Here is a 23,706-nt window from a genome sequence, read left to right on the forward strand (position 1 = left end):
AGTGGGCTTGTCGCGTAAAAGGCAATCCCCCCGGCGCCTGATGCAGGTCAGTCAGCGAGGGGGTGGCTGTTATGGCTTGGGCCAACAGGACGGTGCAATCCGAAAACCGTTCCGGCCCGGTAATTTACACCATTTTCCAAAAGTGATACCCGTCAGGCAATCATGTTCCATTCTCTGGATGTGTTCGCTGTCGTGACGCGTCCGGAGGTCTAAACCGATCCGGTACCAAATACGCCGTTTGTAAGAGTTCCATTCGTAAAGCAAAGCCGGAGGTTCCGATATGACAATCCCCTCGCATGTCATCGAGATGCTGCAAAAGATCCGCAGCCGGTTTCAGACGGCACCCCTGAAGGCGCGTTTGCTGCCCAAGGGGGAGGCATTTGCCACCCTGCGCACAGTGCGCCGGGCAAGCACGGCTTCGGTGGCGAAATACTGGGACCGCTTCGGGGCGACCACCACGCCAGAGGATCACGATGCGATGGCCGACCCTTTGACCATGGCCGCCCCTGATCGTTTCAGCGCGAATATCGAGAATTTTATCGGCACGGTCAAAGTTCCGGTGGGCATCATCGGGCCTTTACGGATCAACGGGTTGAATGCCCATGGTGATTATCACGTGCCCATGGCCACCACCGAGGCGGCTCTGGTGGCCTCTTATGCGCGCGGGGCCTATGCGGCCAGTAAATCGGGCGGCATCAGTACGGCCTTGCTCTATGAGGGGGTGATCCGCACGCCGGCCTTTGTTCTGGACGGTTTGCTGGATGCGGGAATGTTCGTGGAATGGGTGGTGCAGGAAATCACAGCCCTCAAGGCGGTTGCCGAAGGCACCACCGGTCACGGTAAGCTGGTCTCGGTAGAGCCGGTGATCGACAATAACGTCGTGTTCCTGATCTGCCGTTACAGTACGGGCGATGCGGCGGGGCAGAATATGGTGACCATCGCCACCAATGCACTGTGCGAGGATATCGCGGCGCGTTGCCCGATTGCGCTGAAGGCGTGGTATATCGAGGGGAATTTCTCGGGCGATAAAAAGGCCTCGTTTCTAGGGCTGGTCACGGGACGCGGGCGCAAGGTCAGCGCCTCTGTCACCCTAACGGCCGATGTGGTCCAGAAAACGCTGGGCACCACGGTGCAGGCGATGCTGGAATACGGTCAGGTCGCCAATCTGGGCGCGCATCTGTCGGGGCAATTGGGGGCACAGGCGCATTTCGCCAATGGTCTCGCCGCGCTCTATATCGCCACCGGACAGGATGCAGCCTGCGTTGCGGAAAGCGCGATTGGCATTACCCGAATGGAGGCCCGCGGCGAGGATCTGTTCTGCTCGGTCACGATGCCGAATATCCTTGTCGGTTCGGTCGGGGGCGGGACATCCCTGCCCAGCCAATCCGCAGGGTTGAACATATTGGGGCTGAAAGGGCCGGGCAAGGGCGCCGCCCTGGCCGAGGTCGCTGCCGCAACCTGTCTTTGCGGTGAGATTTCCATCGTGGCGGCCATTGCGGCGGGCCATTTCACCCGCGCCCATGAACAGCTGGCGCGGCAAAGATGACCCTAGCGGCACTTTGGACCTATCAGGCGGAACGCTTTCCCCTGTTTAAAACCGTGCCACTTCTGGCGGTGTTCTCGGCGGCCAGCATCTGCGTCTCGGCAGAACTTGCGGGGCGGCCCTTGCCCGGCGCGGGCGCTTATCTGGCGGGCTTTATCCTTGCGATGCTGTTGTTTTTCCAGATGCGCGTTTGCGATGAATACAAGGACCTGGAGGATGACCGGCGTTATCGGCCCGACCGTCCCATCCCGCGCGGATTGGTGTCCTTGCGTCTGGTCATCGGGCTTGGGGTGGTCTCGTTACCGCTGGCGGCTTTGGCGGCGCTTTTGTGGCATCCGCCCGCATTATGGCTTTTGGCGCTGGTCTGGATATGGCTGGCGGCAATGACGGTGGAATTCGCTGTGCCCGCATGGCTCAAGGCGCGCCCCTTGCTCTATCTGCTCAGCCATATGGCGATCATGCCGTTGATTGATCTTTTGCTGACAGGGCTGGAATGGATGCCTTTTGGCAGCGCGGCAAGCGGTCTGTGGATGTTTCTGGCGCTGTCTTTTGTGAACGGCTGCGTATTGGAGGTCGGTCGAAAACTCTGGGCCCCTGAAAGTGAGATTGACGGGGTAGAGAGCTATTCCCGCATGTGGGGGCCACGGCGCGCGGCGCTTGTCTGGGGGATGAGTGTCTTGCTGTCATTCGCGCTATTGCTGGGCGTGTCGGCTGCGGTGGGAGCATTTGCGATCAGCTTGGTTTTGGGCGGTTTTGGCGTTCTGAGCTGCCTTTTGGCGGCGCGGCGCTATGCGCAAGCCCCGACACAGCTGAATGAAAAGCGCATGGATAAGATCGCGGGTCTTTGGGTTTTTGCCTGCTACGCGATTGCGGGCTTTGTGCCAGTTTTGATGGGGGCAACATGACGTCGGTTTTAATCAGCCAAGAGCGCGCAAGCGATGTCGCCGAGGTTGGCGGCAAGGCCGCGGCCCTGTCGCGACTGGCGGCTTTGGGGTTCAACCCGCCGGCGTTTTTTGTGATCCGCGCCGAAGCCTTTGAGGCGGGCACAAAGCCAAAGGATCTGGAGGCTGCCCTGACGGCCTTGGGCGCTGGGCCCTTTGCGGTGCGCAGTTCGGGCCGGGCCGAGGATGGCGCGCAACACAGCCATGCCGGACAGTTCGACACCCGTTTGAACGTGGCCGGGGGCGAGGTTTGGCAAGCGGCGGTGGAGGTCTGGCAATCGGGGTTTTCCGATACTGTCGCAACCTACCGCGCGGTGAAATCGGGCGGTGAGGCCGAGGGGCCTGCCGTGATCGTGCAGCGGATGATTGAGGCTGTCTCCGCAGGGGTTGCCTTTTCTGCCGATCCGGTCAGCGGGCTGCGCAACAAGGTTGTAATCTCGGCCATTGCAGGGCTGGGCGAACGTCTGGTCTCGGGCGAGGAAGACGGCGAGGGGTGGACCGTGGACAGCAGCGTGCATGGACCCGCCACGCCAAAGGTCCTGACCCCGGATCAGGCGGCACAGGTGGCCGACCTTGCCCGTCGCGCCGAGGCGGCTTTTGGCTCGCCGCAAGATATCGAATGGGCCTTTGATGCCGAGGGGCTGCATATCTTGCAATCGCGGCCCATCACCACGGCGCTGTTTCCGCCACCGCAGCCGGACACGGCCCTGACGATCTTTGACAACTCCAATATCGTCGAGAGCTATCCCAGCATGGTCAGCCCGCTAACCTATTCTTTTGCGGTGCATATCTATGCGCGGGTTTATCGGGCCTTTGTCACGCTTTTGGGGGTGCCTGAGGCAAAAATTGACGCCAATGCGGCGGTCTTTGGCAATATGCTGGGGCGCGTTGACGGGCGGGTCTATTACAACCTTGTCAACTGGTATCAGGCGCTGGCGCTACTGCCGGGGTTTTCGCTGAACCGGGCCTATATGGAAACCATGATGGGGGTTGCAACGCCGATGCCCGCAGAGGTGACCGATGCGATCGGCCCGCCACCGGCGCAAGGGGCCGCCCGCCTGTTGGAGTATCTGAAGCTGGTCAAGGTCGGCGGCGGTCTGATCTGGCAGGCCGTCCGGTTGCCGCGCACGCGGGCACGGTTTTACGCGCGTTTGAATGCGGCGCTTGACAGCGGCTTTGATCCCGGCACGGCGGGGCCAACGGCGCTTGCCGCCGAATACCGCCGGATCGAGAGCAGCCTGCTGGACCGTTGGGACGCGCCTTTGGTCAATGATTTTCTATGCATGATCGCCTTTGGCGCCTCACGCAATCTGTTGGAGAAATGGCTGGGGCCAGAGGGCTTGCGCCTGCATAATGACGTGATGATCGGGCAGGGCGATATCATTTCCGCCGAGCCTGCACAGCGCATCGCCAAATTGGGGCAAATGGTCGGGGCGGCGGGCCTTGCGGATGCGCTGCGCGAACAGGGGCTGGCGGCCCTTGAGGGGCACCCCCAGATTGCTGCCGAGGTGCAGGCCTATCTGGAGAAATTCGGCGACCGTTGCACCGAAGAGCTGAAGCTGGAGAGCATCCCCCTGAGTGATGATCCAACCAGCCTGTTGCAGGCAATTGCCGCCAGTGCCGCGCGGGACCCCAAGGCCCAGCACATCACGCCAGAGCCGGACTGGAAGGCGCTGTTTCCGAAAAATCCGGTCAAACGGCGGGTTGCGAAATGGCTGATCGGCTGGACCAAGAACCGTGTGCGGGACCGTGAGAACCTGCGGTTCGAAAGAACGCGCATCTTTGGCTATACCCGCCGCGTTTTCCTTGCCCTTGGGCGGGAGTTTGCAGCGCGTGACCTGTTGGCCGCCCCGCGCGATGTGTTCTTTTTGACCAAGGATGAACTGCTCGGCGCGGTGGAGGGGTACGGGCTGTCGCCGGACCTCAAGGCGCATGTGGCGTTGCGAAAGGCCGAGGATCTGGCCGCCGCCAAACGGCCGGACCCGCCGGAACGGATAGAGCTGCGCGGACCGGCCATCGCGCCGCAGTGGAACGACGTCCCGTCCGCGCAGGACAATGCTGCCGCGCGCAGTGGTACGGGCTGTTCGGCGGGGCAGGTGACGGCACGGGCAAGGGTGATCCGCGACCCGCGGACCGAATCCCTGACCCCCGGTGATATCTTGGTCGCCCGCCATACCGATCCGGGCTGGATTGCCGTGTTTTCCAATGCCGCCGCGATTGTGGTGCGGGAGTTGGGCATTCCTTGTGTGGTCGGCCTTAAGGGGGCGACGCAATGGATCAGGGACGGTGAGACCCTTACCGTTGATGGGGCAACCGGGCAGGTGGAGCGCTGCGATGCAGAGATGTGAGATCGAATCCAAAGCCGCCTTTGACCACATCCGCTATGCCCAGCTTTGGGAAGATGCCGATGTGCTCACCGAAGCCTTGGGCGATTGCGCGGGCGGGACTTTGGTCTCGATCTGCTCTGCGGGTGATAATGCGCTGGCGATGCTGACGCTGGACCCTGAAAAGGTCGTGGTGGTGGACCTGTCTCCGGCCCAGATTGCCTGCCTTCAGTTGCGGATTGGTATGTTTCGCAATCTGGATCACGCGGAATTTCTGGCGCTGATGGGGGCGCGTCCCTCAACCAAACGCAAGGCGCTTTTGGCCAAGGCGTTGGCGGGGGCCGCCCCTGAGGTGCAGGCGTTCTGGAACGCTCTGGGCGATGAGGTCGCCCAGCACGGCGCGGGCGGTGTCGGCAAGTTTGAGCGTTACTTCCGCATCTTTCGAACCCGGCTTTTGCCCTTGGTCCATTCCCGCAAGACGATTGATGCGATCTTTGTGCCGCGCCCCAAGGCAGCGCGTCAGGCGTTCCTTGACAGGCGGTTCAACACTTGGCGCTGGCGGTTGTTGCTGAACGTCTTTTTCTCGCGCTTTGTTATGGGGCGGATGGGGCGGGACAAGGCCTTTTTCGACCATGTCGAGGGCAGTCCCGCACAGCATGTCGCGCGCCGTATCCATCATGCGGCTGTTATTGGCGAACCGGCGCAAAACCCCTATCTCCACTGGATCATGAAGGGCACCCATGGGGCGGCCCTGCCGATGACATGGCGGGCCGAGCATTTCGAGGTGATCAAATCCCGTCTGGACCGGCTCGACATCCGCCCCGGATCGTTGGAGGCCTTTATTTCAACCGGCGAGAAGGCGGACGGGTTCAACCTGTCCGATATTTTCGAGTATATGTCGCCCGGGGTCTTTGCGCAGGTTTACGGCAGTATTCTGCGCGCCTCGGCCCCCGGTGCGCGGTTGGTCTATTGGAACATGATGGCCCCGCGCCGTGTGCCGCAGGCTTTTGCGGATAGGGTGACAACCCGCAGCGATATCGAGGATCGGCTGAAACCACGCGACAAGGCGTTCTTTTATTCCGATCTGGTTGTGGAAGAGGTCAAAGGGTGAGCGCGTTTTGGCAACTCATGCTGGCGCTGGCCTCGGTCGCGGTTTTGCTGGGGCTGATGGGCGTGGTGCGCCAGCTTGCGGCAAAGTGGCAGATCGGCGCCGAGGTGCAGCGCAAGCTGATCCATATCGGCACCGGGCTTTATGCGCTGATGCTGCCGTGGCTGTTTCCCGAACGTTGGCCGGTCTATGTGCTGGTGGGGGTGACGCTTGGCGTGCTGCTGGTTCTGCGCTTGCCGAATTCACGTCTGGGCAAGACCCTGCACGGTGTCGCGCGGAGTTCTTACGGCGATCTTCTCTTAGCGATTTCGGTGGGTCTGTGCCTGTTTCTGGCACAGGAGCAGCTCTATCTTTATGTCTTGCCGATCGCGGTTCTGACCCTTGCCGATGCCGCCGCCGCCTTGGCGGGCAGCACCTATGGCACCCGGTTTTTCAAAATCGAGGACGGGACCAAGAGCATCGAGGGCAGCGTGGTCTTTTTCACCGTCACACTGTTGATTTCCATGCTTTGCCTTATGCTGATGACGGGGTTTGCGCCGCTGAATATCATCGCGCTTTCTGTCATGGTCGCGGGCTTTGGCACCTTGGTTGAGGCAACCAGCTGGCGCGGGTTTGACAATTTCTTCCTGCCGCTTGGCCTGCTGGTGTTCTTGTCGGTCCATGCGACCAGCGCCTTACCGGAATTGATGACCCTTGCGGGGATTTTTGCCATCAGCATCTTTGCCTTTCGGGGCGTTGCGCCAAGGATCGGGCTGAATGATCACACAGCACATGTCTATGTTATCACGGTGTTTTTGCTGCTTGCGGTGACGATGGTGCAAAATGCGCTTTTGCCCATTCTGGTGCTGGCGGCCCATGTCTGGGCGCGCAGTACCACCCCTTGCAAGGCGAGATTTCCCGATATTGATATCGTCGCTGCGCTGGCGCTTGTCAGCTTTGGCTGGCTGACCTTGGGGACGGCAAGTGGTTGGAATGCCGTCAGCTTTTACGGGATGACGGCGATGGGCATGACGCTGGGGTTAAGCGCGCTTGACCTGACGCCCCAAAGGCCCGCGCGGCGCATCGCGGTGCTTATGGCCGAGGCGGGCGCGCTTTGCCTGCTTTATGCGGGGGTGATCAGCCTGAACCCGGATGCGTCGAACTGGAACGGGGCGATGTGGCCGGTGGTGCTGGGTTGTCTTTTTCTGGCGGCTGCTGTTCCTTCCTTATTTCCGCAGTGGTTTTTTCGGGCGCGTGTGGGCAAGCTGACGCTGCTGGCGCTTGTGATCCCGCTTTCTACTTATTTGATCTCGATTGGTATTTCCGCATGACACAACAGGTTTTCCGTGCCGATGGCGCAAAGATCACCGCCTATCTGGACGCGCCGGAATGGGACGGCATGCCCGCCGCGGCGTTGGGGGCATTCACGTGCAAGACGGCGGCGGCGGGGGCGGATGTATTGGCCCAGGCCCTTGCCTTTATCCGTGAGGCGGGGCTGCGCCGTGTTATCGGCCCGATGGAGGGCGACACTTGGCACAGCTACCGTTTCGTGACCCAAAGCGACGGCAGCCCGGAGTTCTTGATGGAGCCTGCGGATAATCCCCTTGCACTGAAGGTCATGCAAGACGCGGGCTTTGCCCAGATCAGCCGCTATTTCTCGGCCCGTGTGCCGCTTGCACAGGTGGCGCGGACGGCCCCGCCCGCCACTGCGGCATTTGAGGTTAGCCCGTGGGACGGGACCAACCCCGAGGTGCTGTTCGATCAGGTCTTTACCCTGTCGAGCGCGGCCTTTTCGCGCAATGCCTTTTACAAACCGATCAGCCGTGACGCATTTCTGGCGATGTATATGCCCATGGTGCCATTGCTGCGGCAAGAGTTGATCTTTTTCGCCCGCCGCCCGGATCAGAGCCTTGCGGGTTTTTTGTTCGGCACCCCGAATTATGCCGAAGGGCCAAAGCCGCGCAGCGCCATCTTGAAAACCTATGCCAGTCTGGAAAAAGGGGCGGGGCAGCATCTGGCCCATGCCTTTCACACTGCGGCATTGGCGGGGGGCTATGATACGGCCATCCATGCGTTGATCCATGAGGATAACCTTTCTGCATTGCGCAGCGCGGCCGAAGGGGCCGAGGTCTTTCGCCGTTACGGGTTGTTCGGGCTGGTTCTGGATGACTAACCTGCTGTCGGATTTCGCCGCCGCCGTTGCACGCCATCCCGACAGGGTTGCGATTGTCGATGGCAAAGGGCGTGAGACCCGTTTTGCGCAACTGATGACCCGCACCGAGGCCTTGGCGCGCGCGTGGCACATGCGGGGTATCCGCAAGGGCGACCGTGTCTTGCTGGCCATGCGGTGGGATGCCGACCTCTATGCCGCATTGGCAGCACTTTGGTCGCTGGGGGCCACGGTGGTCTTGCCCGAGCCGGCCATGGGGCTTGCGGGGCTGCGTCATGCCGCGAAATTGGAAGGGGTCTCGGCGTTTTGCAGTTCCGGCGCCTTTGGGGTGTTGAAATTTGCCTTGCCTGAACTGTGGCCCCTGCGTCATCTGCGGCCCACAGCATCGCGCGGTCCAAGGCCCGATCTGCCCGCCCCGCAGGCAGAGGATATCGCGTTGATCTCCTTTACCTCGGGGACCAGCGGCCTGCCCAAGGCGATCCCGCGCAGCCATGGCTTTCTTGACGCACAACACCACGCCATCGCCCCCATGCTGCACAGCGATACGCCAGAGCGGGATCTGGTCTGCTTTCCGGTGTTCGTTTTGATCAATATCGCCAGCGGCCGGACATCGGTTTTGCCCGATTGGAAGATGTCGCGCCTGTCGCGGGTCAAACCCGCCGCGCTGGCCGGTTGGATGGCCCGTCAATCGGTGACGCGGGCCCTTATGCCACCGTCACTCTGCGAGAAACTGGCTGAGGTGACGCTTCCGACCACGTTGCATAGCCTCTTTACCGGCGGGGGGCCGGTGTTTCCCGATCTGATGCGGCGACTGACGGCGGGCAATAAGGAGCTGCGCCTTGTTTGCGTCTATGGCTCGACCGAGGCAGAGCCGATTGCCCATCTGGATGCGATCGATATCAGCGCCGAGGACCAGCGCTGGATGACAGAGGGGAAGGGCCTCTTGGTTGGTCATCCCGTGGCGGGGCTTGCGCTGCGCGTGGTTGAGGATGAGATCCAGGTCGCGGGGGCGCATGTCAACTCCGGCTATCTCGATCCGGCGCATGACGTTGAAAACAAGGTCCATGAGGGCGGGGTGATCTGGCACCGGACGGGCGATGCGGGCCATGTCGATGCGCAGGGCAGGCTGTGGCTGCTGGGGCGCAGCGGCACAGAGGTGGACCTGCCGCAAGGGCCGCGCTTTCCCTTTCCGATCGAGGTCGCCGCGCGGGGGTGGAAAGGCGTCACCGGATGCGCGTTGATCGAAACCGGGGCGGGCGCCTGTCTGGTGGTGGAGGGCGACGCGCGGTGCCTTGCCGATTGGCAGGCACAGGCCGCGCGTCTGGGGATCGCCAAGGTGAAACAGCTTGCCAATATCCCGATGGACAAACGGCATGCCTCGAAAATCGACCGCGCCGCCCTTGCCAGATTAGTTGTCTAGCGGCACCGGCCCCCATTCGGGATAATGGTCGCAGGGCGATGGGTTCTCGGGGTGAAAGCCGCCGCCCAGATGCCGGATAATCCCCGCCACCGCATTGAGGGATGTCTGCACCGCGCCCTCTACCCAGGCAGGCGTCCAGCTGATGCCATCACCGGCCAGGAAAATCCCGCGTTCCTGCGGGGGCAGATCGTCTTGCATGAAATGCCCGAACATCCGCAGGTTATAGCGGTAATGCCCCGGCAGCGCCCCCTTGAAGGCCCCCAGAAAATTCGGATCATTTTCCCAGCTGACGGTGATCGGGTCGCCCAGAATATGTGACCTGATGTCCAGATCGGGATAGATATGTGCCAGCGAGGACAAGGCCAGATCAACCCGCTTTTCCACCGGCAGCGGCAGAACCTTCAGCGCGTCGGTCATCCATGAATAGCTCAGGCAGATGACCGAAGGCTTGTCCGGCCCGTTGTCGAACAGATAGGTGCCGCGTGTCATCCGGTCGGTCAGGGTCATCGACATCACGTCGCGTCCGGTTTCGGGGTCTTTGTCCTTCCAGAAGGGACGGTCCACCATGACGAATGTCTTGGCCGATTGCATATAGCGGGTGCGGTCCAGCGCCATCCACAGGTCTTGGGCAAAGAGGCTTTCCTCGGTGTCGATGGCGATCGACAAAAGATGGCTCTGGCAGGTGACAAGCACCGCGTCGAATGCCTCGGCGCGTTGCCATTGGTCGGTGATCTGGATTTTACCGTTCTCCTGCCGCCTGATGCGCACGGCACCGGCCCGTGTGGCACCATTGTTCAGCTTGGCCAGCGTCGTGCCTTTGGGCCAATGGGTGATCGCCTCGGGGGCATGTTCCCAAAGCTTGCGCGGCACCTGACCGACGCCGCCGACCATATAGCGTTGATGGTCATCACATTCGGTCACATTGACCCGCAATATCTCCAGCATCGAGTTCGGGAAATCGGAATCCCAGCCGCCGGTGCCGAAACCGACCTGACCGAAAACCTCACGGTGATGGAAGGACAGCGCCTTGAATGCATCAGAAGAGGCGACGAAATCGTAAAAGGTACGCTCATCCCATTGTTTGACGATGGGGTTCCAGATCTCTTTGATGCGGGCGTTGTCGCGGTCACGGATGGCCTGTTTCAGCGCGGTGAAATTGGCACCATCCTCCAGCGCCTTATCATAGGCGCGGGCCACCTCCTGAAACAGCACGGGCAGGTCATCAAGGGTTTGTGCGTAATGCGATTTGCCCAGCAGGTCGATCACGGTGGAGCCCGCCGCCTCGGTCAACGGGTTGGGAAAAGGCCTGCTTTCGGTGCCCAGCATTTCGACATAGTGGTAAAACCCGGTGGAAGAGACCGGAAACCGCATCCCGCCCAGCTCGGCAATAACACCATCCGCCCCCTCAAAGGATTGAGAGCGCAGCCTGCCGCCGAACTGTCCCGCCTCAAACACAATGGGCCGCGCACCAAGTTTCATCAGCTCATAGCCCGCGATAATCCCCGCAGCCCCCGATCCGATGATCGCCACTTTGGCCCCATGGGCCGTCGCGGGCAGATGCCCCAACCCCTTTGGATGTTTGATCCAGTCATCATAGGCAAAGGGGAAATCCGGTCCGAAGACAGAGACTTTATTCACCATGTGTTCGTTCCTTTCAGGGGCGGTACAATTCGGGACGGCGATCCCTGAGGTGGGTCATCACGGCGCGGCAGTCGGCCAAAGCGGCATGCGAGAGATCGGCGATCAGCACATCACTATCCGATGCTTTGCTGCGCGCAAGGTCATTGCCATCGGGACCGCAGACACAAGACAGCCCGCAATAGTCAAAGTCGCCCTCGTGGCCGGTGTAATTGCAATAGGCCACGACAACAGCGTTTTCCTCGGCCCGTGCGGGAACAAGCCTTGTGGCAACGCTGGTGAAGGGGGCCATATTGGCCGTCGGGACCAAGATCAACTCTGCGCCTTGCAGGGCCAGCGATCTTGTGACCTCGGGGAATTCCACGTCATAGCAAATCGCCAAGCCGATGCGCCACCCGTGCAGGTCAAAGAGGCCAGATAGGGCCTTGCCCGCCGTAAACTGCGCGCGGTCGACATCGCCGTAAAGATGGGTCTTGTGATAGCAGCAAAGCTCGCGGCCATGCCCGTCCACCGCGATCGCACCATTGAAGGGACGCCCCTCGCCGGGCAGGGCAAGCCCTGCAACAAGGGCGATGTCATGCGCTGTGGCAATCTGCTTGAGGGCGGCAATCAGCCCATCTGCCTGCTGTGCCAGTTCGGCGCATTTCTCGGGACCTATGTTATAGCCGCCCAATGCCATTTCCGGCGTGACCATCACCACTGCGCCCGCCGCCCTGGCCTGCTTTGCCGCGCTGTCAATCTGTTCCAGCGCGGTTTGCACATCATGATGCGGGGGTGTCTGCCACAATGCGATCTTCATCGACAACTCCTTGGCGGGTTGCTTTGGGGGGCGGGGTCCATGCAGGCCGAGCCTCGCCCTTTTCAGGCCGTTGTGCAAGGGGGTGTCAGGCTTTGGTCTTGCGGTAATGGTTCAGCACAAAAACCCGGATGGCAGAGGCCAGGCCGATATCGGTCTGGCGGGCCTCATCCACTTCAATCGCAAGGGCATTGATGGTCAGCCCGCGTTCATCGGCAATATCACGAAAGGCCTGCCAGAACTCTGCTTCCAGCGAGACCGAGGTCCGGTGGCCGCGTAATGTCAGCGACCGTTTGGCCGGGCGTTCCGAAGCGCGGCTCATGACCCGTCTTCGGGATCGCGCGCATGGCCGTCCAAGGCGCGATCTGATTTCTGTTTGGCGGCCGCATCGGCCTGTTTTTCGGCCTTGGTACGGCCGAATTTGACGGCATTGGCATCAGCCTGCGCGGCGCGCGCCTTGCGGTCGCGCTGTTTGCGCGCCCGCGCGAGGCTGAGGATATCTGCCGCCATGCTTAGCCCTTTGGACCGATCATATCTTCGGGGCGCACCACACGGTCAAAGGTTTCGCCGTCGACAAGGCCAAGACCGATTGCCTCTTCGCGCAGGGTCGTGCCGTTTTTATGCGCGGTTTTGGCAACCTTGGTCGCATTGTCATAGCCGATGGTCGGGGCCAGCGCCGTGACCAGCATCAGCGATTCCTTCATCAGCTTGTCGATGCGGGTGGTGTTGGCCTGCGTTCCCACAACCATGTTATCGGTGAACGAACCCGCCGCGTCACCCAAAAGCTGCATGCTTTGCAACAGGTTATAAGACATCATCGGGTTGTAGACGTTCAGCTCGAAATGCCCTTGGGAACCGGCAAAGCCGATGGCCGCATCATTGCCCATGACATGGGCACAGACCATGGTCAGCGCCTCGGCCTGGGTCGGGTTCACCTTGCCCGGCATGATCGAAGAGCCCGGCTCATTTTCCGGCAGGATCAATTCGCCAAGGCCCGAGCGCGGGCCGGAGCCAAGCAAACGCAGGTCATTGGCGATTTTGAACAGACTTCCCGCAACGGTTTTCAGCGCGCCAGACATCATCACCATGGCGTCATGGGCGGCCAATGCCTCGAACTTGTTCGGGGCGGTGACAAAGGGCAGGCCGGTGATATTGGCCATTTCGGCGGCCACACGGGCATCCCAGCCAACGCGGGTGTTCAATCCGGTGCCAACCGCGGTGCCACCCTGTGCCAGCTCATAGATATCGGGCAGGCAGGATTTGACCCGCTCGATCCCCTTGGCAACCTGATGCGCATAGCCGGAGAATTCCTGACCCAGCGTCAGAGGGGTTGCGTCCTGAGTATGGGTGCGGCCGATCTTGATGATGTCCTTGAACTCTTCGGATTTCGCGACCAAGGCAGTGTGCAGCTTTTCCAGCCCCGGCAACAGCACATCACGCGCCATCATCCCCGTTGCGACATGCATCGCGGTGGGGAAGGTGTCATTCGACGATTGCCCCATATTGCAATGGTCATTCGGGTGGACGGGTTTCTTGGACCCTTTTTCGCCGCCCAGCATTTCAATCGCGCGGTTAGAGATCACCTCATTCGCGTTCATGTTGCTTTGCGTACCCGAACCCGTTTGCCAGACAACCAGCGGAAAGTTGTCGTCAAACTTGCCGTCGATCACCTCTTGGGCCGCCGCCGCAATGGTATCGGCCAAATCGGCGGGCATATCGCCTTGGGCTTTGTTCACCAAAGCACAGGCTTTCTTGATCACGCCAAGCGCGCGGATGATGGCGACGGGCTGACGTTCCCAGCCGATGGGGAAGTTCTGGATCGAGCGTTGGGTCTGTGCGCCCCAATACTTGTCCGCGGGGACTTCAAGGGGGCCAAAGCTGTCGGTTTCGGTACGCGTTGCGGACATCATGCTCTCCTGCAAAATTTGCGCCTTATTAGGCCGCTGCGGCGCAGAAATCAATTGGCACCGCGCGGCAAAGCCCTAGATATCGGCGCGGCGCAGCAAATAAACCTGTGCCGGCGGGAAGTTGCGCCAGACCTTTTGCGCTTTTGTGGCGTGCAGGTCCAAAGCGGTCAGCCCCTCGGCCGACAGCGGCATCTTCTGGCCATAGGTGAACTGGATGAAAACGCCGTCCGGTCGCATGATCTCAAAGGCGGCGGCAACAATGTCGCGGCGCAACCCGCTTGGCATCGACAAAAGCGGCAATCCCGATACGACGGCCCCCACGGTTGCGGGCATCAGGTTTGGCGCTTCTTGCGCGCCGGTGACATGGATTTTGACGCCCGCAAAACGGGTCCGCAGGTTCGCCGCAAAGCTGGGGTTCATCTCAAAGAGGGTCAAGTTTTCGGGGGGCACGCCTCGCGCAAGGATCGCCTTGGTGATGATCCCTGTGCCGGGGCCGAATTCCACCACCGGCCCCGTATCGGGCCCCACATGTGATGCCATTGCCGCCGCCAGCGCCCGCGAAGAGGGCACCAGAGAGGACGTCTGCTTTGGCTGCATGACCGCCTGTTTCAGAAAGAACGCGAGGTCGGCGAGCATATGGCGCGAAACTTTCTGGGGGTTATTTGCGGAATTTGTCGAGTGACACAACTTCGGCGTTATGAGCTGTGTTGTCTTCTGCTTCCGCGTCCTCTTCCAGATCGGCCTCGTCCTCGTCGCTGTCATCGGAGGTTTCAAACCGCAGGCCGAATTCAACCGAAGGGTCAACAAATGTGCGCAGGGCATCAAAAGGGATGATCAGCGGCTCGGGGTTGTTGCCAAAGTTGAGGGTGATGGAAAACCCTTTGTCGGTCACCTCGAAGTTGTCAAACCAGTTCTGGATGACGATTGTCATCTCTTCGGGGTAGCGGGCGCGCAGCCAATCGGCGATTTCAACCTCCGGATGGGTGGTGTCAAAGGTGATGAAGAAATGGTGATCCCCGGGCAAGCCGTTCTTGGAAACATCCGTCAGAACGGTCTGTATAAGTCCGCGCATGGCGTTATGCATCAGGTTGCCGTATTCGATTGTGCGAGCCATGCGGTGTCCTTTCCAAGGTTTGGAGCAGCATAAGGGATTTCTGGCCTAAAGGAAGGGCGCGCAACCCCAAAAAACTGATCGACCTGAAAAGAAGGGCGAGTGTTGCGTCTGTCAACGGTCATAAGGCGGGCTGGTTTGCCCTAAACGGATTGGTCAGCCAAAGGCAGCAAATCGGTCAGGCGGGTCAATATGGCATGGGGCGGGGCTGCCGGATCGGGTTCCCGTCCGCCCAGATCGTCAAACAGAATCGCCCCCATGCCAAGACGGCGCGGCATCGCCACATCCCAGATCGGGTCATCCCCGATCATCCATGTGTCATCCGCGCTCATCCCCAGCGCATCAAGGGCGCCGTGATAGGCGGCCGGTTCGGGCTTGCCGGTGCCCACTTCCTCTTCGATACGGATCAGCTGGAAATGGGGGGCCAGATCGAATTGTGCGATCTTGCGGCGCTGTGTCTTGCTGGACCCGTTGGTCAGCAGGGCCAGCGCAAGTCCGCGCGCAGCCAGGGCATCCAATGTCTCGATCGCCATGGGCTTCAGGCGCATAGTCTCGTTCAGATAGGTCTCAAACCGGTCGGCAATCCGGTCGGCATCGACCCCGTGCAGCGGCTCCGACCCTGTGGGTCGCGCCAGATTGAGCTTGTGGAATGCTTGGCGGATCACAAGGCGGCGCGTGGTATCGGCCTCCAGCCGCCAAAGGCGCCGCGCCTCATGGTCAGACAGAAAATCAACGATGCGAAAGACCACGCCCCGCGTGACCCAGCCCGCGTCCTGCTCCCCCAGGGCCTCGGGGTGTTCGGCGATGATGCCGCGCCATGTCTCAACCGGATTGCGGTAGGCGCTAATGAGCGTGTCATCGAGATCAAAGAGGATGGCCTTGGGCCGATGTGAGAGCCGCTCTGCCGTCATCTATGCACCCTCAAAAACAGATGCCGCCGCGGCAAGCCCCGCGCCGCAATCAACCGTTTCCCCCAGACGCGCCAATGCGCCCGCATAGGCGGCCAGTTCGGACAGCACAACGGCCGGGCAGGCGCGCGGGCCGGTATGGTTCAACCGGACCAAGCGCTCTCCGGCGGGGCCAACACCGGGGGCGATCATGGTTGCTCCTTGGGGCAGGGCGCGGGTCAGGTCGTCGGCGCTATACCCCTCGGGCACCGGCCCCGCAGTCACAAGGTTGGAGGCATGTTCCGGCGCAACCCATGGCATCACCCCAAGTGCCGCCACCCCTGCGCGCATCGCCTGTGCCGCCACCCCGTGGCGGGTCAGCATTGCCGTCAGCCCCTCGGCCTCTATCCGGTCCAGCGTGGCGGCCAGCGCATGAAATTCGATGGGGGAGGGCGTTCCGGGCAATGCGCCGCGCCCTGCGTCGATCCAGCCCGCCTTGAGATCGGCCAGTGACAGGATCGAGGGGGCCTCTCCGGCGGGGTTCATCACATCCCACGCGCGGGGGCTGATGGAAATCGCGGAACAGCCCGCTTGGCCGCCCATGGTCTTTTGCGGCCCGATGACCGCCACATCAATCCCCAGCGCGTCCACCGGCACCGGATGCCCGCCAAAAGAGGCCACCGCATCCACCACCGTCATCACGCCCGCCTTTTGCGCCAGTGCCATGATCTCGGGCAAAGGGTTCAGGATGCCGGTTGCCGATTCCGCATGGACCATCGCCAAAAGCCCGATGTCGTGGGTTTCCAGCGCCTCGGCCACGACTTGGGCGGTGATCGGGCGGCCCGGTTCGGCGGTCAGGTCAATCACCGTGGCCCCCGCATGGCGCAGCCAGCCACCGAACCACGCGCCATAGAGGCTTGTCACCACATTCAGCGCGACCAAGCCGGGGCGTCCCAGACTGCTGGCCGCGGCCTCTAGTGCCACCACAGCTTCGGCCTGAACCAGCACGACATCATTGCGCGTGCCCAATAGGTCCGCGATCCGGTCAGCCAGTTGGGCAAAGCCGCTGGCAGGAAAGTCGGGCGCGTCGGGCAGGGGGGACCAAGGGATCATGGGGCGGGCTCCTTTGCGGGCGGGTTGGTGATCAGGCGTGGAACGGCGGCGACCAATGCGCGACCGGTGGCCGAGGCGGGGGCGGCGATGACATTTTGGATCGGGCCGGTTTCGACGATGCGTCCGGCCTCCATGATCGCGGTGCGGTGCGACACCGCGCGCACCACCGCCAGATCATGCGAGACAAACAGATAGGCGATGCCCTCTTGTTGTTGCAGATTGACCAGTAGATCGAGGATATGCGCGCGCACGGTGACATCCAGCGCCGAGACCGCCTCATCCAGCACGATCAGCGCGGGCGCGGTGGCCAAGGCGCGGGCGATGGCAACGCGCTGACGCTGACCGCCCGAAATCTGGGTGATGGGGCGGCGGGCGTGATCGGCGCTCAGGCCGACCCGTTCCAGCAGAACCGCGACCCGATCGGCGCGGTCATGGCGCGCACCAATATTGTGGATGCGCAGTGCATCCCCAATCGCCCCGCCCACCGAGGCGCGCGGATTGAATGTCCCGAGCGGGTCTTGGAACACCATCTGTAAGCGTGCCCGCGCCTGCCGCAAGGCACGTCCACGCAGGGCCAGCCAGTCGCCATCCTCAAAGCGGATGCTGCCCGTGTCGGGTTCCACCAGCCGCATAATGGCACGTGCGAGGGTGGATTTCCCGCTGCCCGATGGGCCAACCAGACCCAGTGTTTCCCCGCGCTTTAAGGTGATTGAAACATCATCCAGCGCCATGACCCGCCGTTTTCCGGGGTAGGTTTTGCACAGGTTGCTCACCTCCAACAGGCTCATGGGACGTCCCCGATCAGCACGGGCGTTGTCAGATCCAGATGGGCCGCGACAAGGCCACGGGTATAGGACCGGCGCGGGGCGGTGATGATTTCATTGGCTGTGCCGATCTCTACCAGCCGCGCGTTACGGAACACCGCGATCCGGTCGGCCAGACCAGAGGCCAGAGCGATATCATGGGTGATGAACAAAAGTGTCATCGCGTCACTTTCGACCAACTCTTGCAGAAGGGCCACAATCTCAGCCTGCACCACGGTATCAAGCGCACTTGTCGGCTCATCCGCGATCAGAAGTTTGGGGCCGGTCGCGATGGCTATAGCAATGGCGATCCGTTGTTTCTGACCGCCGGAAAACTGATGCGGATAAGCATCCAGCGCCAGTTCGGGCGCGGGGATTTGCACCCGTGCCAGCAATGCGGCGGCCCGCACCCGCGCGTCATGGCGGGTCAGCGGGAAATGGGTTTGCAAGACCTCAACCATCTGCGCGCCGATGCTCAGGATGGGGTCAAAACTGGACCCCGGATCCTGAAAGACATAGCCGTAGTCGCGCCCCGGCGCAGGTGAACCGCCCTGCCAGGTGATGGTGCCGTCACACCGGCTACCCCTTGGCAACAGATCGACCAGCGCACGGGCCAGCGTGGATTTCCCCGAACCGCTTTCCCCGATAATGGCCAGCTTTTCACCCTGCGCGACCGACATCGTCACCGCCTCCAGTGCCGGAGTGGTGCTGCGCGGATAGCGGACGCTGAGGCCCTCAAGGGAAACCAACGCGCTCATCCCTGACCCTCACGGCGGGCGAGGGCCTCTACCAGACCTTCGCCGAAAAGATAGACCCCGAGAACCAATGCCACCAGCCCGAGGCCCGGCACAATCGACAGATAGGCGGCGGATCGCAACACGTTGCGCCCCTCGGCGATCATCGACCCCCAAGTGACGATATTGGGATCGCCCAGCCCAAGGAAAGACAGCGCCGCCTCGGTCAGCACGGCACCCGCGACAATCACCGATGTTAGCGCCATTACCGGTGGCAGGGCGAGGGGCAAGACCTCTTTGACCGCGATTTCCAAAGGGTGCATCCCGATGACACGCGCCGCGGCAACGAAATCCCGCTCGCGGATCGACAGAACCTCGGCGCGGGCAAGGCGGGCGGGGCCGGTCCATGACCCCAGTGCGATGGCGATCACAACCACCGTCAGCGAGGGGCCGACCACACTGACAAAGGCTAGCGCCAGCAAGAATCCGGGCACAATCTGGAACGCTTCGACAACCCGCATCAGGGCCTCGTCGATCAGCCCGCCCCCAAAGCCCGCCAATGTGCCGACCAAAGCGCCGACCAAGATCGCCACTGCCGCCGCCGAAATGCCCACGATCATTGACGCCCGCGCGCCATGAAAAAGTTCGGCCATCACATCGCGGCCCAGCCGGTCGGTGCCCAAGGGCAGGCCTGGGTGCTCAAAGGGGCGCAGCAAGGGTCTGCCTTCGATTGCCAACGGATCGCCGGGAAAAAACACAGGCGCCAGCAGGGCCGCCGCCGCCAGCAGGCTCAACAAAACCAACCCTGCAATCCCTTCGGGGGAGCGTATGAAACGGGCGACAAAATTCATGCCGGATCCGAGGCCCCGACACGCGGATCAAGCAGTGCATAAACCATATCCACCGCCAGATTGACCAGAATAACCAGAATGGAGCTGGTCAGGATCACTCCCATCAGCAAGGGTGCATCGCGGCCCGATACCGCCTCGGCGGCCAGCCTGCCAAAGCCGGGAATACCAAAGACGCCCTCGATCACAACCGAGCCGCCCAGCATCCCCGCCGCTTGCAGCCCCAGCATGGTGATGAGCGGTAATAATGCATTGCGCGCAATATGTTGCAAGATGATCTTGTGATGTTTTATACCCCGCGCCCTTGCCGCCAGCACGAAATCCTGCCGCCAGACCTCGGCCATGCCGGCGCGCATCAACCGCAAAAACAGCGCCAGATAGAGCATCGCCAAAGAGGCCACCGGCAACACCAGATGGAGGGCAATATCCCCCGCCCGCGCAAGCCCCGTCTTACCCGAGGCGATGGTCTCTATGCCCGACACCGGAAACCAGCGCAGCTGCACCGCAAACACCACCGACAGCACCAGTCCCAGCCAGAAACTCGGCACCGAATAAAGCGCCAAGGAGCCGATAGAGAGCGTGCGATCGGTGGCACTTCCAGGCCGCGCTCCGGCAAGGACGCCCAGCAAGCTGCCGAACACAAATGACAGCGCCACCGCCGACCCCATCAGCCAAAGCGTGACAGGAAGCCGTTCAAGGATCACATCCAGAATGGGCCGGTTCAGCGCCACCGACTGTCCCAGATCAAGCTGTGCCAGATTGCTTATGTAAAACCACAGCCGCACCCAGACCGAACGGTCCAGCCCGTATTCTGCGCGCAGATCCGCGACATAGCCCGCATCCCCGCCGCCAATGGCCACAAGATAGGCGTCGGCCGCATCGCCCGAGGCGTTCTCCAACAACAGAAATGTGCCGGTGATGACCAGCATCAGCACGGGGATGCTGGTCAGCGACCGGCGCAAAAGCAGCCGCCAAGCCCGTTTCATCCTGCGCGCCTCATCTCTCGACCGTCAGATCGGACCAGTTTGAAACCGGCCAGCGCGGATTGTTGGCGACATTCCCAAGGCTGGTCGCGGCGACGCTGGTAAAGGACCAATCGGCGACATTGATCAGCGGCAGATCGGCCGCGACCAACTGCTGGAACTCTTTGTAAAGCGCGGTTCTTTTGTCGGTGTCCAGTGTCACTGCGGCCTTGTCGATCAGCGCATCGGCCTGCGGATTGGCATAGCCGCCCTGATTGGAAAAGGACACCCCCGCAGGTAGCCCCGAACGCACCAGAACGGTCGTTGAGATCGCCGGATCGCCACGGAAAACCGTAGGCGCAATCGCAAGATCAAAATCATGATCGGTATAGACCGCCTTTTGATGCCCTGCGGAATCATTGGCCACAATCCGCGCCTCAATCCCGATTTTTATCAAGGCTTGGCGCAGGTAATCGCCAAATTGCTTGGTTTCGGAAAAATAGGGCGCGGGCAGCAGATCCAGCGAGAATCGAACCCCCGAGGCATCCTTGGGATAGCCCGCCTCATCCAGCAGGGCATTGGCCTTATCGAGGTCGAAATCATATTGCGTCACCTTGGGGGTATAAAACTCTGGCGCATTGGCGGGCACGGGGCCGGTCGCTGCGGCGGCATAGCCGAGGAAGATCGCATCGATAACGAATTGCTTGTCGATGGCATGGGCGATGGCCTGACGGACCTTGAGGTTGGCCATATGTTCACGGCGGTGGTTGATCTCGACGATCAGCTGATAGGTCAGCGCCTCATAGCCCTTGGTGATCACCTCCAGCCCATCGATCTGGCCGATCCGGTCCAGTTCCACCAGCGGCACCATGGAGAATGCGGCTAGGCCGATTTCGCCCGCCTCTAGCGAATTTGCCGCCGCCGCGCGGTCGGGCAGGACGCGGTAGATCAGCTCGTCGATATTGGGTTCGCCCGCGTTCCAATAGGCATCGTTCTTGGTCAGCCGGTAATATTGACCGGGCCGGTGCTCGGCGAATTTGAACGGGCCGGTGCCGACGGGGGCAAGGTTGAGCGGATTTTCCTTGATGTCGCTGCCCTCATAGAGATGTTTGGGCAAAACCGAGGTGACCACGGGCAAGGCATTCTGGATCAGCTGCACCGGTGTCGGCTGTGAAAAGCGGAAAATGGCGGTATGATCATCAGGGGTCTCAACCGCCTCAAGGTTGACAAAAATCGCGCGGCCAAGGTTTTGCAGCGGCTTCCAGACCTCCATCGCCGAAAAAGCGACATCGGCGGCGGTAAAGGGCTGGCCGTCATGCCATGTCACCCCCTCGCGCAGCTTGAAGGTGAGGGTCTTGCCATCATCCGACCCGTGCCATGAGGTCGCAAGCAGGGGCTTCATCCCGTCATACCCAAGCTCGGCCAGAGGTTCCACGATCTTGGAAGCGATAAAGAACACGCCGTTGGAGGCCACCATCGCAGGGTTCAGGTTGCGCGGTTCTGAATCCGAGGCGATGACCAGCCGCCCGCCCGCTGCCGCAAGGGCAAAGGATGGCAGCGCCGTGGTGCCCAGCAAGATGGCGGCACCTCGTATCAGATTTCTGCGTGTGATCTGGATAGACATCATGTTCTCCATTCCAAAGGGTCGTGGTGCAACAGATATTTCGTTTAGGAGGCTGTCACCGGGGGTGGGGATTGTCAATAAAGCCCCGGACACGGGCCGGAAATTTGCCCAAGTGGTCACGAGGCTGTCAATGCAAATTGTAAAACTTTTCAAATGATGTAAATTTGGGCAGATCAGAGAGGGTTAGCCTATGGCACTTACAGGTTTGACAGGCAGCCGCGTGCGTGAACGCCGCTTGGCTGCGGGAATCGGACAGGCCGATCTGGCGCGGGCTGTGGGCATATCGGCATCTTATCTGAACTTGATCGAACATAACCGGCGCCGGATATCTGATGCTGTTCTGGCCAAGCTGGCCAAGGTCTTGGGGGTGGATGCGGCGCATCTGGCCGAAGGTGCCGAAGGTGGCCTTTCGTCCGATTTGCGCGCGGCGGCCACCGCGGCCCAAGGGCCAAAGCCCGAGGTGGAACGGCTGGATGAATTTCTGGGACGTTTTCCGGGCTGGGCCGATCTGCTGGCGGGGCAATACCGGCGCATCGGACATCTGGAGCGGATGGTCGCGGCGCTGAACGACCGGATCGGCCATGACCCGCATCTGTCCCAAGCTTTGCATGAGATGCTCTCGGCGGTCAGTTCGGTGCGGTCCACCGCTGCTATTCTGGCGGAAACCGAGGATATCGACCCCGACTGGCGCGCCCGGTTTCACGCCAACCTTCATGCCGACAGCGGGCGTCTGGCGGCCGGGGCCGAGGCGCTGGTCGCCTATCTCGATGGGTCCGAGCAGGAGGCCGACACCGGTGTCGCCGCCCCGCAAGAAGAATTCGAAAGCTGGCTTGCCGAAGAGGGCTGGCATTTCCCCGAGTTGGAAACGGGGGGCGCGGGGCCGGATGCATTGAAGGCGCGGATTTCGGGCCTTGCTTCGGGGGTTGCGCGGTCTTTGGCCCGTGCATGGGTGGCGCAGGCAGCCGAGGATGCCCGCCACCTGCCGCTGGCGCAATTTGAGTCGGCCCTGACCGAAGAGAGCGACCCCTTGCTGCTTGCGCAACGTTTTGGCTGTGATGTGCTGCGGGTGTTCCGGCGGTTGGCCTTGCGTCCTGGTGCGACCGAAGGGCTGGCGCTTTGCGATGGGGCGGGCACGTTGATCATGCGCAAGCCGGTCGATGGGTTCATCCTGCCGCGCCAAGGGGCGGCTTGTCCGCTTTGGCCGCTTTATGCCGCCTTGTCCTGCCCTGCGCATCCTGTGGCGGCCATAGCCGAGATGCCGGGGCTGACCCCGCAGCGGTTTGAGTTGCGGGCCTATTGCGCGATCACTTATCCTAAGGGATTTTCGGGGCCGCAGGTGCGCGATGCCGCCATGCTCATCGCGCCCTCGATGGCCGAGCGCGCAGGACCGGCGCTGGAGGTCGGCAGCTCTTGCCGGATTTGCCCGCGCGCGAATTGTGCAGCGCGCCGCGAACCGTCGATTATTGCCGAAATTGCCTAGACGCGTTTTGACAGGCCGCGCCGAACCCGCGATAGTCGGAAAAAGGGGATGGGGGAGGTGATGAATAAACCACTTTATGTTGCACCGCAAAGTTACCGCCAGCGCCGGTTGCGCGATGCGGCACGGCTGTTGCCGATCCTGGCGGTGTTCCTGATCATTTTGCCGATGCTTTGGGGTGAGGCGGGCAGCGATCTGCGCAGCTCGGGGCAGGATGCGATCTATCTGTTCGTGGTCTGGCTGTGCGTTATCATTGCCGCGGCGGTTCTGGCGCGGCGCTTGACGCCGGGTGACACCCCCGCGGATGAGGACAAAGGGTAA

Annotated in this window: 23 protein-coding genes; 9 read left to right on the forward strand and 14 right to left on the reverse strand. The window is 61.7% G+C overall.

Annotated features, from left to right (window positions below; genetic code table 11):
- Positions 1–280 precede the first annotated feature (280 nt).
- The 7 genes from AKU94_RS17855 to AKU94_RS17885 are packed head-to-tail and all read left to right on the forward strand — an operon-like array spanning position 281 to position 9,485.
- Positions 281–1,546 carry a hydroxymethylglutaryl-CoA reductase gene (locus AKU94_RS17855; protein WP_050528592.1) on the forward strand — a complete coding sequence of 422 codons (1,266 nt, stop codon included), beginning with the start codon at positions 281–283 and terminating at the stop codon, positions 1,544–1,546.
- Positions 1,543–2,448, forward strand: coding sequence for a UbiA family prenyltransferase (locus AKU94_RS17860; RefSeq protein WP_050528593.1), 906 nt, complete (start codon positions 1,543–1,545; stop codon positions 2,446–2,448). Before AKU94_RS17855 ends, AKU94_RS17860 begins: the two co-directional genes overlap by 4 nt.
- Positions 2,445–4,832 carry a PEP/pyruvate-binding domain-containing protein gene (locus AKU94_RS17865; protein ID WP_050528594.1) on the forward strand — a complete coding sequence of 796 codons (2,388 nt, stop codon included), beginning with the start codon at positions 2,445–2,447 and terminating at the stop codon, positions 4,830–4,832. Before AKU94_RS17860 ends, AKU94_RS17865 begins: the two co-directional genes overlap by 4 nt.
- Positions 4,819–5,919 (forward strand): DUF3419 family protein, encoded by a 1,101-nt coding sequence (locus tag AKU94_RS17870; protein WP_050528595.1) that lies wholly within the window; start codon positions 4,819–4,821, stop codon positions 5,917–5,919. Before AKU94_RS17865 ends, AKU94_RS17870 begins: the two co-directional genes overlap by 14 nt.
- The gene (locus AKU94_RS17875; RefSeq protein ID WP_157056604.1) at positions 5,916–7,226 is read left to right on the forward strand and encodes a diacylglycerol/polyprenol kinase family protein; all 1,311 of its coding nucleotides are present in this window, start codon (positions 5,916–5,918) and stop codon (positions 7,224–7,226) included. Before AKU94_RS17870 ends, AKU94_RS17875 begins: the two co-directional genes overlap by 4 nt.
- Positions 7,223–8,068: a hypothetical protein gene (locus tag AKU94_RS17880; RefSeq protein ID WP_050528597.1), complete on the forward strand. Its 846-nt coding sequence runs from the start codon at positions 7,223–7,225 to the stop codon at positions 8,066–8,068. The genes AKU94_RS17875 and AKU94_RS17880 overlap by 4 nt, the downstream gene beginning before the upstream one ends.
- Positions 8,061–9,485 carry an AMP-binding protein gene (locus tag AKU94_RS17885; protein WP_050528598.1) on the forward strand — a complete coding sequence of 475 codons (1,425 nt, stop codon included), beginning with the start codon at positions 8,061–8,063 and terminating at the stop codon, positions 9,483–9,485. Before AKU94_RS17880 ends, AKU94_RS17885 begins: the two co-directional genes overlap by 8 nt.
- Here the strand turns inward: AKU94_RS17885 and AKU94_RS17890 are convergent.
- From AKU94_RS17890 to AKU94_RS17955, 14 genes are all read right to left on the reverse strand, one after another.
- Positions 9,474–11,126 carry a flavin monoamine oxidase family protein gene (locus AKU94_RS17890; protein ID WP_050528599.1) on the reverse strand — a complete coding sequence of 551 codons (1,653 nt, stop codon included), beginning with the start codon at positions 11,124–11,126 and terminating at the stop codon, positions 9,474–9,476. The genes AKU94_RS17885 and AKU94_RS17890 overlap by 12 nt on opposite strands.
- Positions 11,127–11,139: 13 nt before the next feature.
- A complete protein-coding gene (locus tag AKU94_RS17895) occupies positions 11,140–11,922 on the reverse strand; it encodes a carbon-nitrogen hydrolase family protein (protein WP_050528600.1) in 783 nt (260 codons plus the stop codon).
- Between the two features lie 85 nt (positions 11,923–12,007).
- Positions 12,008–12,241, reverse strand: coding sequence for a ribbon-helix-helix domain-containing protein (locus tag AKU94_RS17900; RefSeq protein WP_050528601.1), 234 nt, complete (start codon positions 12,239–12,241; stop codon positions 12,008–12,010).
- Positions 12,238–12,429, reverse strand: coding sequence for a DUF4169 family protein (locus AKU94_RS17905; protein WP_050528602.1), 192 nt, complete (start codon positions 12,427–12,429; stop codon positions 12,238–12,240). Before AKU94_RS17905 ends, AKU94_RS17900 begins: the two co-directional genes overlap by 4 nt.
- Positions 12,430–12,431: 2 nt before the next feature.
- Positions 12,432–13,826 (reverse strand): class II fumarate hydratase, encoded by a 1,395-nt coding sequence (fumC, locus tag AKU94_RS17910; RefSeq protein WP_050528745.1) that lies wholly within the window; start codon positions 13,824–13,826, stop codon positions 12,432–12,434.
- 75 nt (positions 13,827–13,901) lie between these two features.
- Positions 13,902–14,462 carry a class I SAM-dependent methyltransferase gene (locus AKU94_RS17915; RefSeq protein WP_050528603.1) on the reverse strand — a complete coding sequence of 187 codons (561 nt, stop codon included), beginning with the start codon at positions 14,460–14,462 and terminating at the stop codon, positions 13,902–13,904.
- Positions 14,463–14,484: 22 nt separating this feature from the next.
- On the reverse strand, positions 14,485–14,940 hold the full coding sequence (locus tag AKU94_RS17920) for an SspB family protein (RefSeq protein ID WP_050528604.1): 456 nt from the start codon (positions 14,938–14,940) through the stop codon (positions 14,485–14,487).
- Positions 14,941–15,080: 140 nt separating this feature from the next.
- Positions 15,081–15,848, reverse strand: coding sequence for an HAD family hydrolase (locus tag AKU94_RS17925; RefSeq protein WP_050528605.1), 768 nt, complete (start codon positions 15,846–15,848; stop codon positions 15,081–15,083).
- Positions 15,849–16,937, reverse strand: a complete 1,089-nt coding sequence (locus AKU94_RS17930; protein ID WP_050528606.1) for a pyridoxal-phosphate-dependent aminotransferase family protein — start codon at positions 16,935–16,937, stop codon at positions 15,849–15,851.
- Positions 16,934–17,725 carry an ABC transporter ATP-binding protein gene (locus AKU94_RS17935; protein WP_050528607.1) on the reverse strand — a complete coding sequence of 264 codons (792 nt, stop codon included), beginning with the start codon at positions 17,723–17,725 and terminating at the stop codon, positions 16,934–16,936. Before AKU94_RS17935 ends, AKU94_RS17930 begins: the two co-directional genes overlap by 4 nt.
- The gene (locus tag AKU94_RS17940) at positions 17,722–18,498 is read right to left on the reverse strand and encodes an ATP-binding cassette domain-containing protein (protein ID WP_050528608.1); all 777 of its coding nucleotides are present in this window, start codon (positions 18,496–18,498) and stop codon (positions 17,722–17,724) included. The genes AKU94_RS17935 and AKU94_RS17940 overlap by 4 nt, the downstream gene beginning before the upstream one ends.
- Positions 18,495–19,325, reverse strand: coding sequence for an ABC transporter permease (locus AKU94_RS17945; RefSeq protein WP_050528609.1), 831 nt, complete (start codon positions 19,323–19,325; stop codon positions 18,495–18,497). The genes AKU94_RS17940 and AKU94_RS17945 overlap by 4 nt, the downstream gene beginning before the upstream one ends.
- Positions 19,322–20,308, reverse strand: a complete 987-nt coding sequence (locus AKU94_RS17950; protein ID WP_050528610.1) for an ABC transporter permease — start codon at positions 20,306–20,308, stop codon at positions 19,322–19,324. The genes AKU94_RS17945 and AKU94_RS17950 overlap by 4 nt, the downstream gene beginning before the upstream one ends.
- Positions 20,309–20,318: 10 nt before the next feature.
- Positions 20,319–21,908: an ABC transporter substrate-binding protein gene (locus tag AKU94_RS17955; RefSeq protein ID WP_198144943.1), complete on the reverse strand. Its 1,590-nt coding sequence runs from the start codon at positions 21,906–21,908 to the stop codon at positions 20,319–20,321.
- Positions 21,909–22,098: 190 nt separating this feature from the next.
- Between AKU94_RS17955 and AKU94_RS17960 the strand changes: the two genes are divergently transcribed.
- Positions 22,099–23,388 (forward strand): helix-turn-helix domain-containing protein, encoded by a 1,290-nt coding sequence (locus tag AKU94_RS17960; RefSeq protein ID WP_050528611.1) that lies wholly within the window; start codon positions 22,099–22,101, stop codon positions 23,386–23,388.
- Between the two features lie 60 nt (positions 23,389–23,448).
- Positions 23,449–23,706, forward strand: coding sequence for a hypothetical protein (locus tag AKU94_RS17965; protein WP_050528747.1), 258 nt, complete (start codon positions 23,449–23,451; stop codon positions 23,704–23,706).

It is taken from the genome of Pseudorhodobacter aquimaris, from assembly GCF_001202025.1.
Lineage (GTDB): Bacteria > Pseudomonadota > Alphaproteobacteria > Rhodobacterales > Rhodobacteraceae > Pseudorhodobacter > Pseudorhodobacter aquimaris.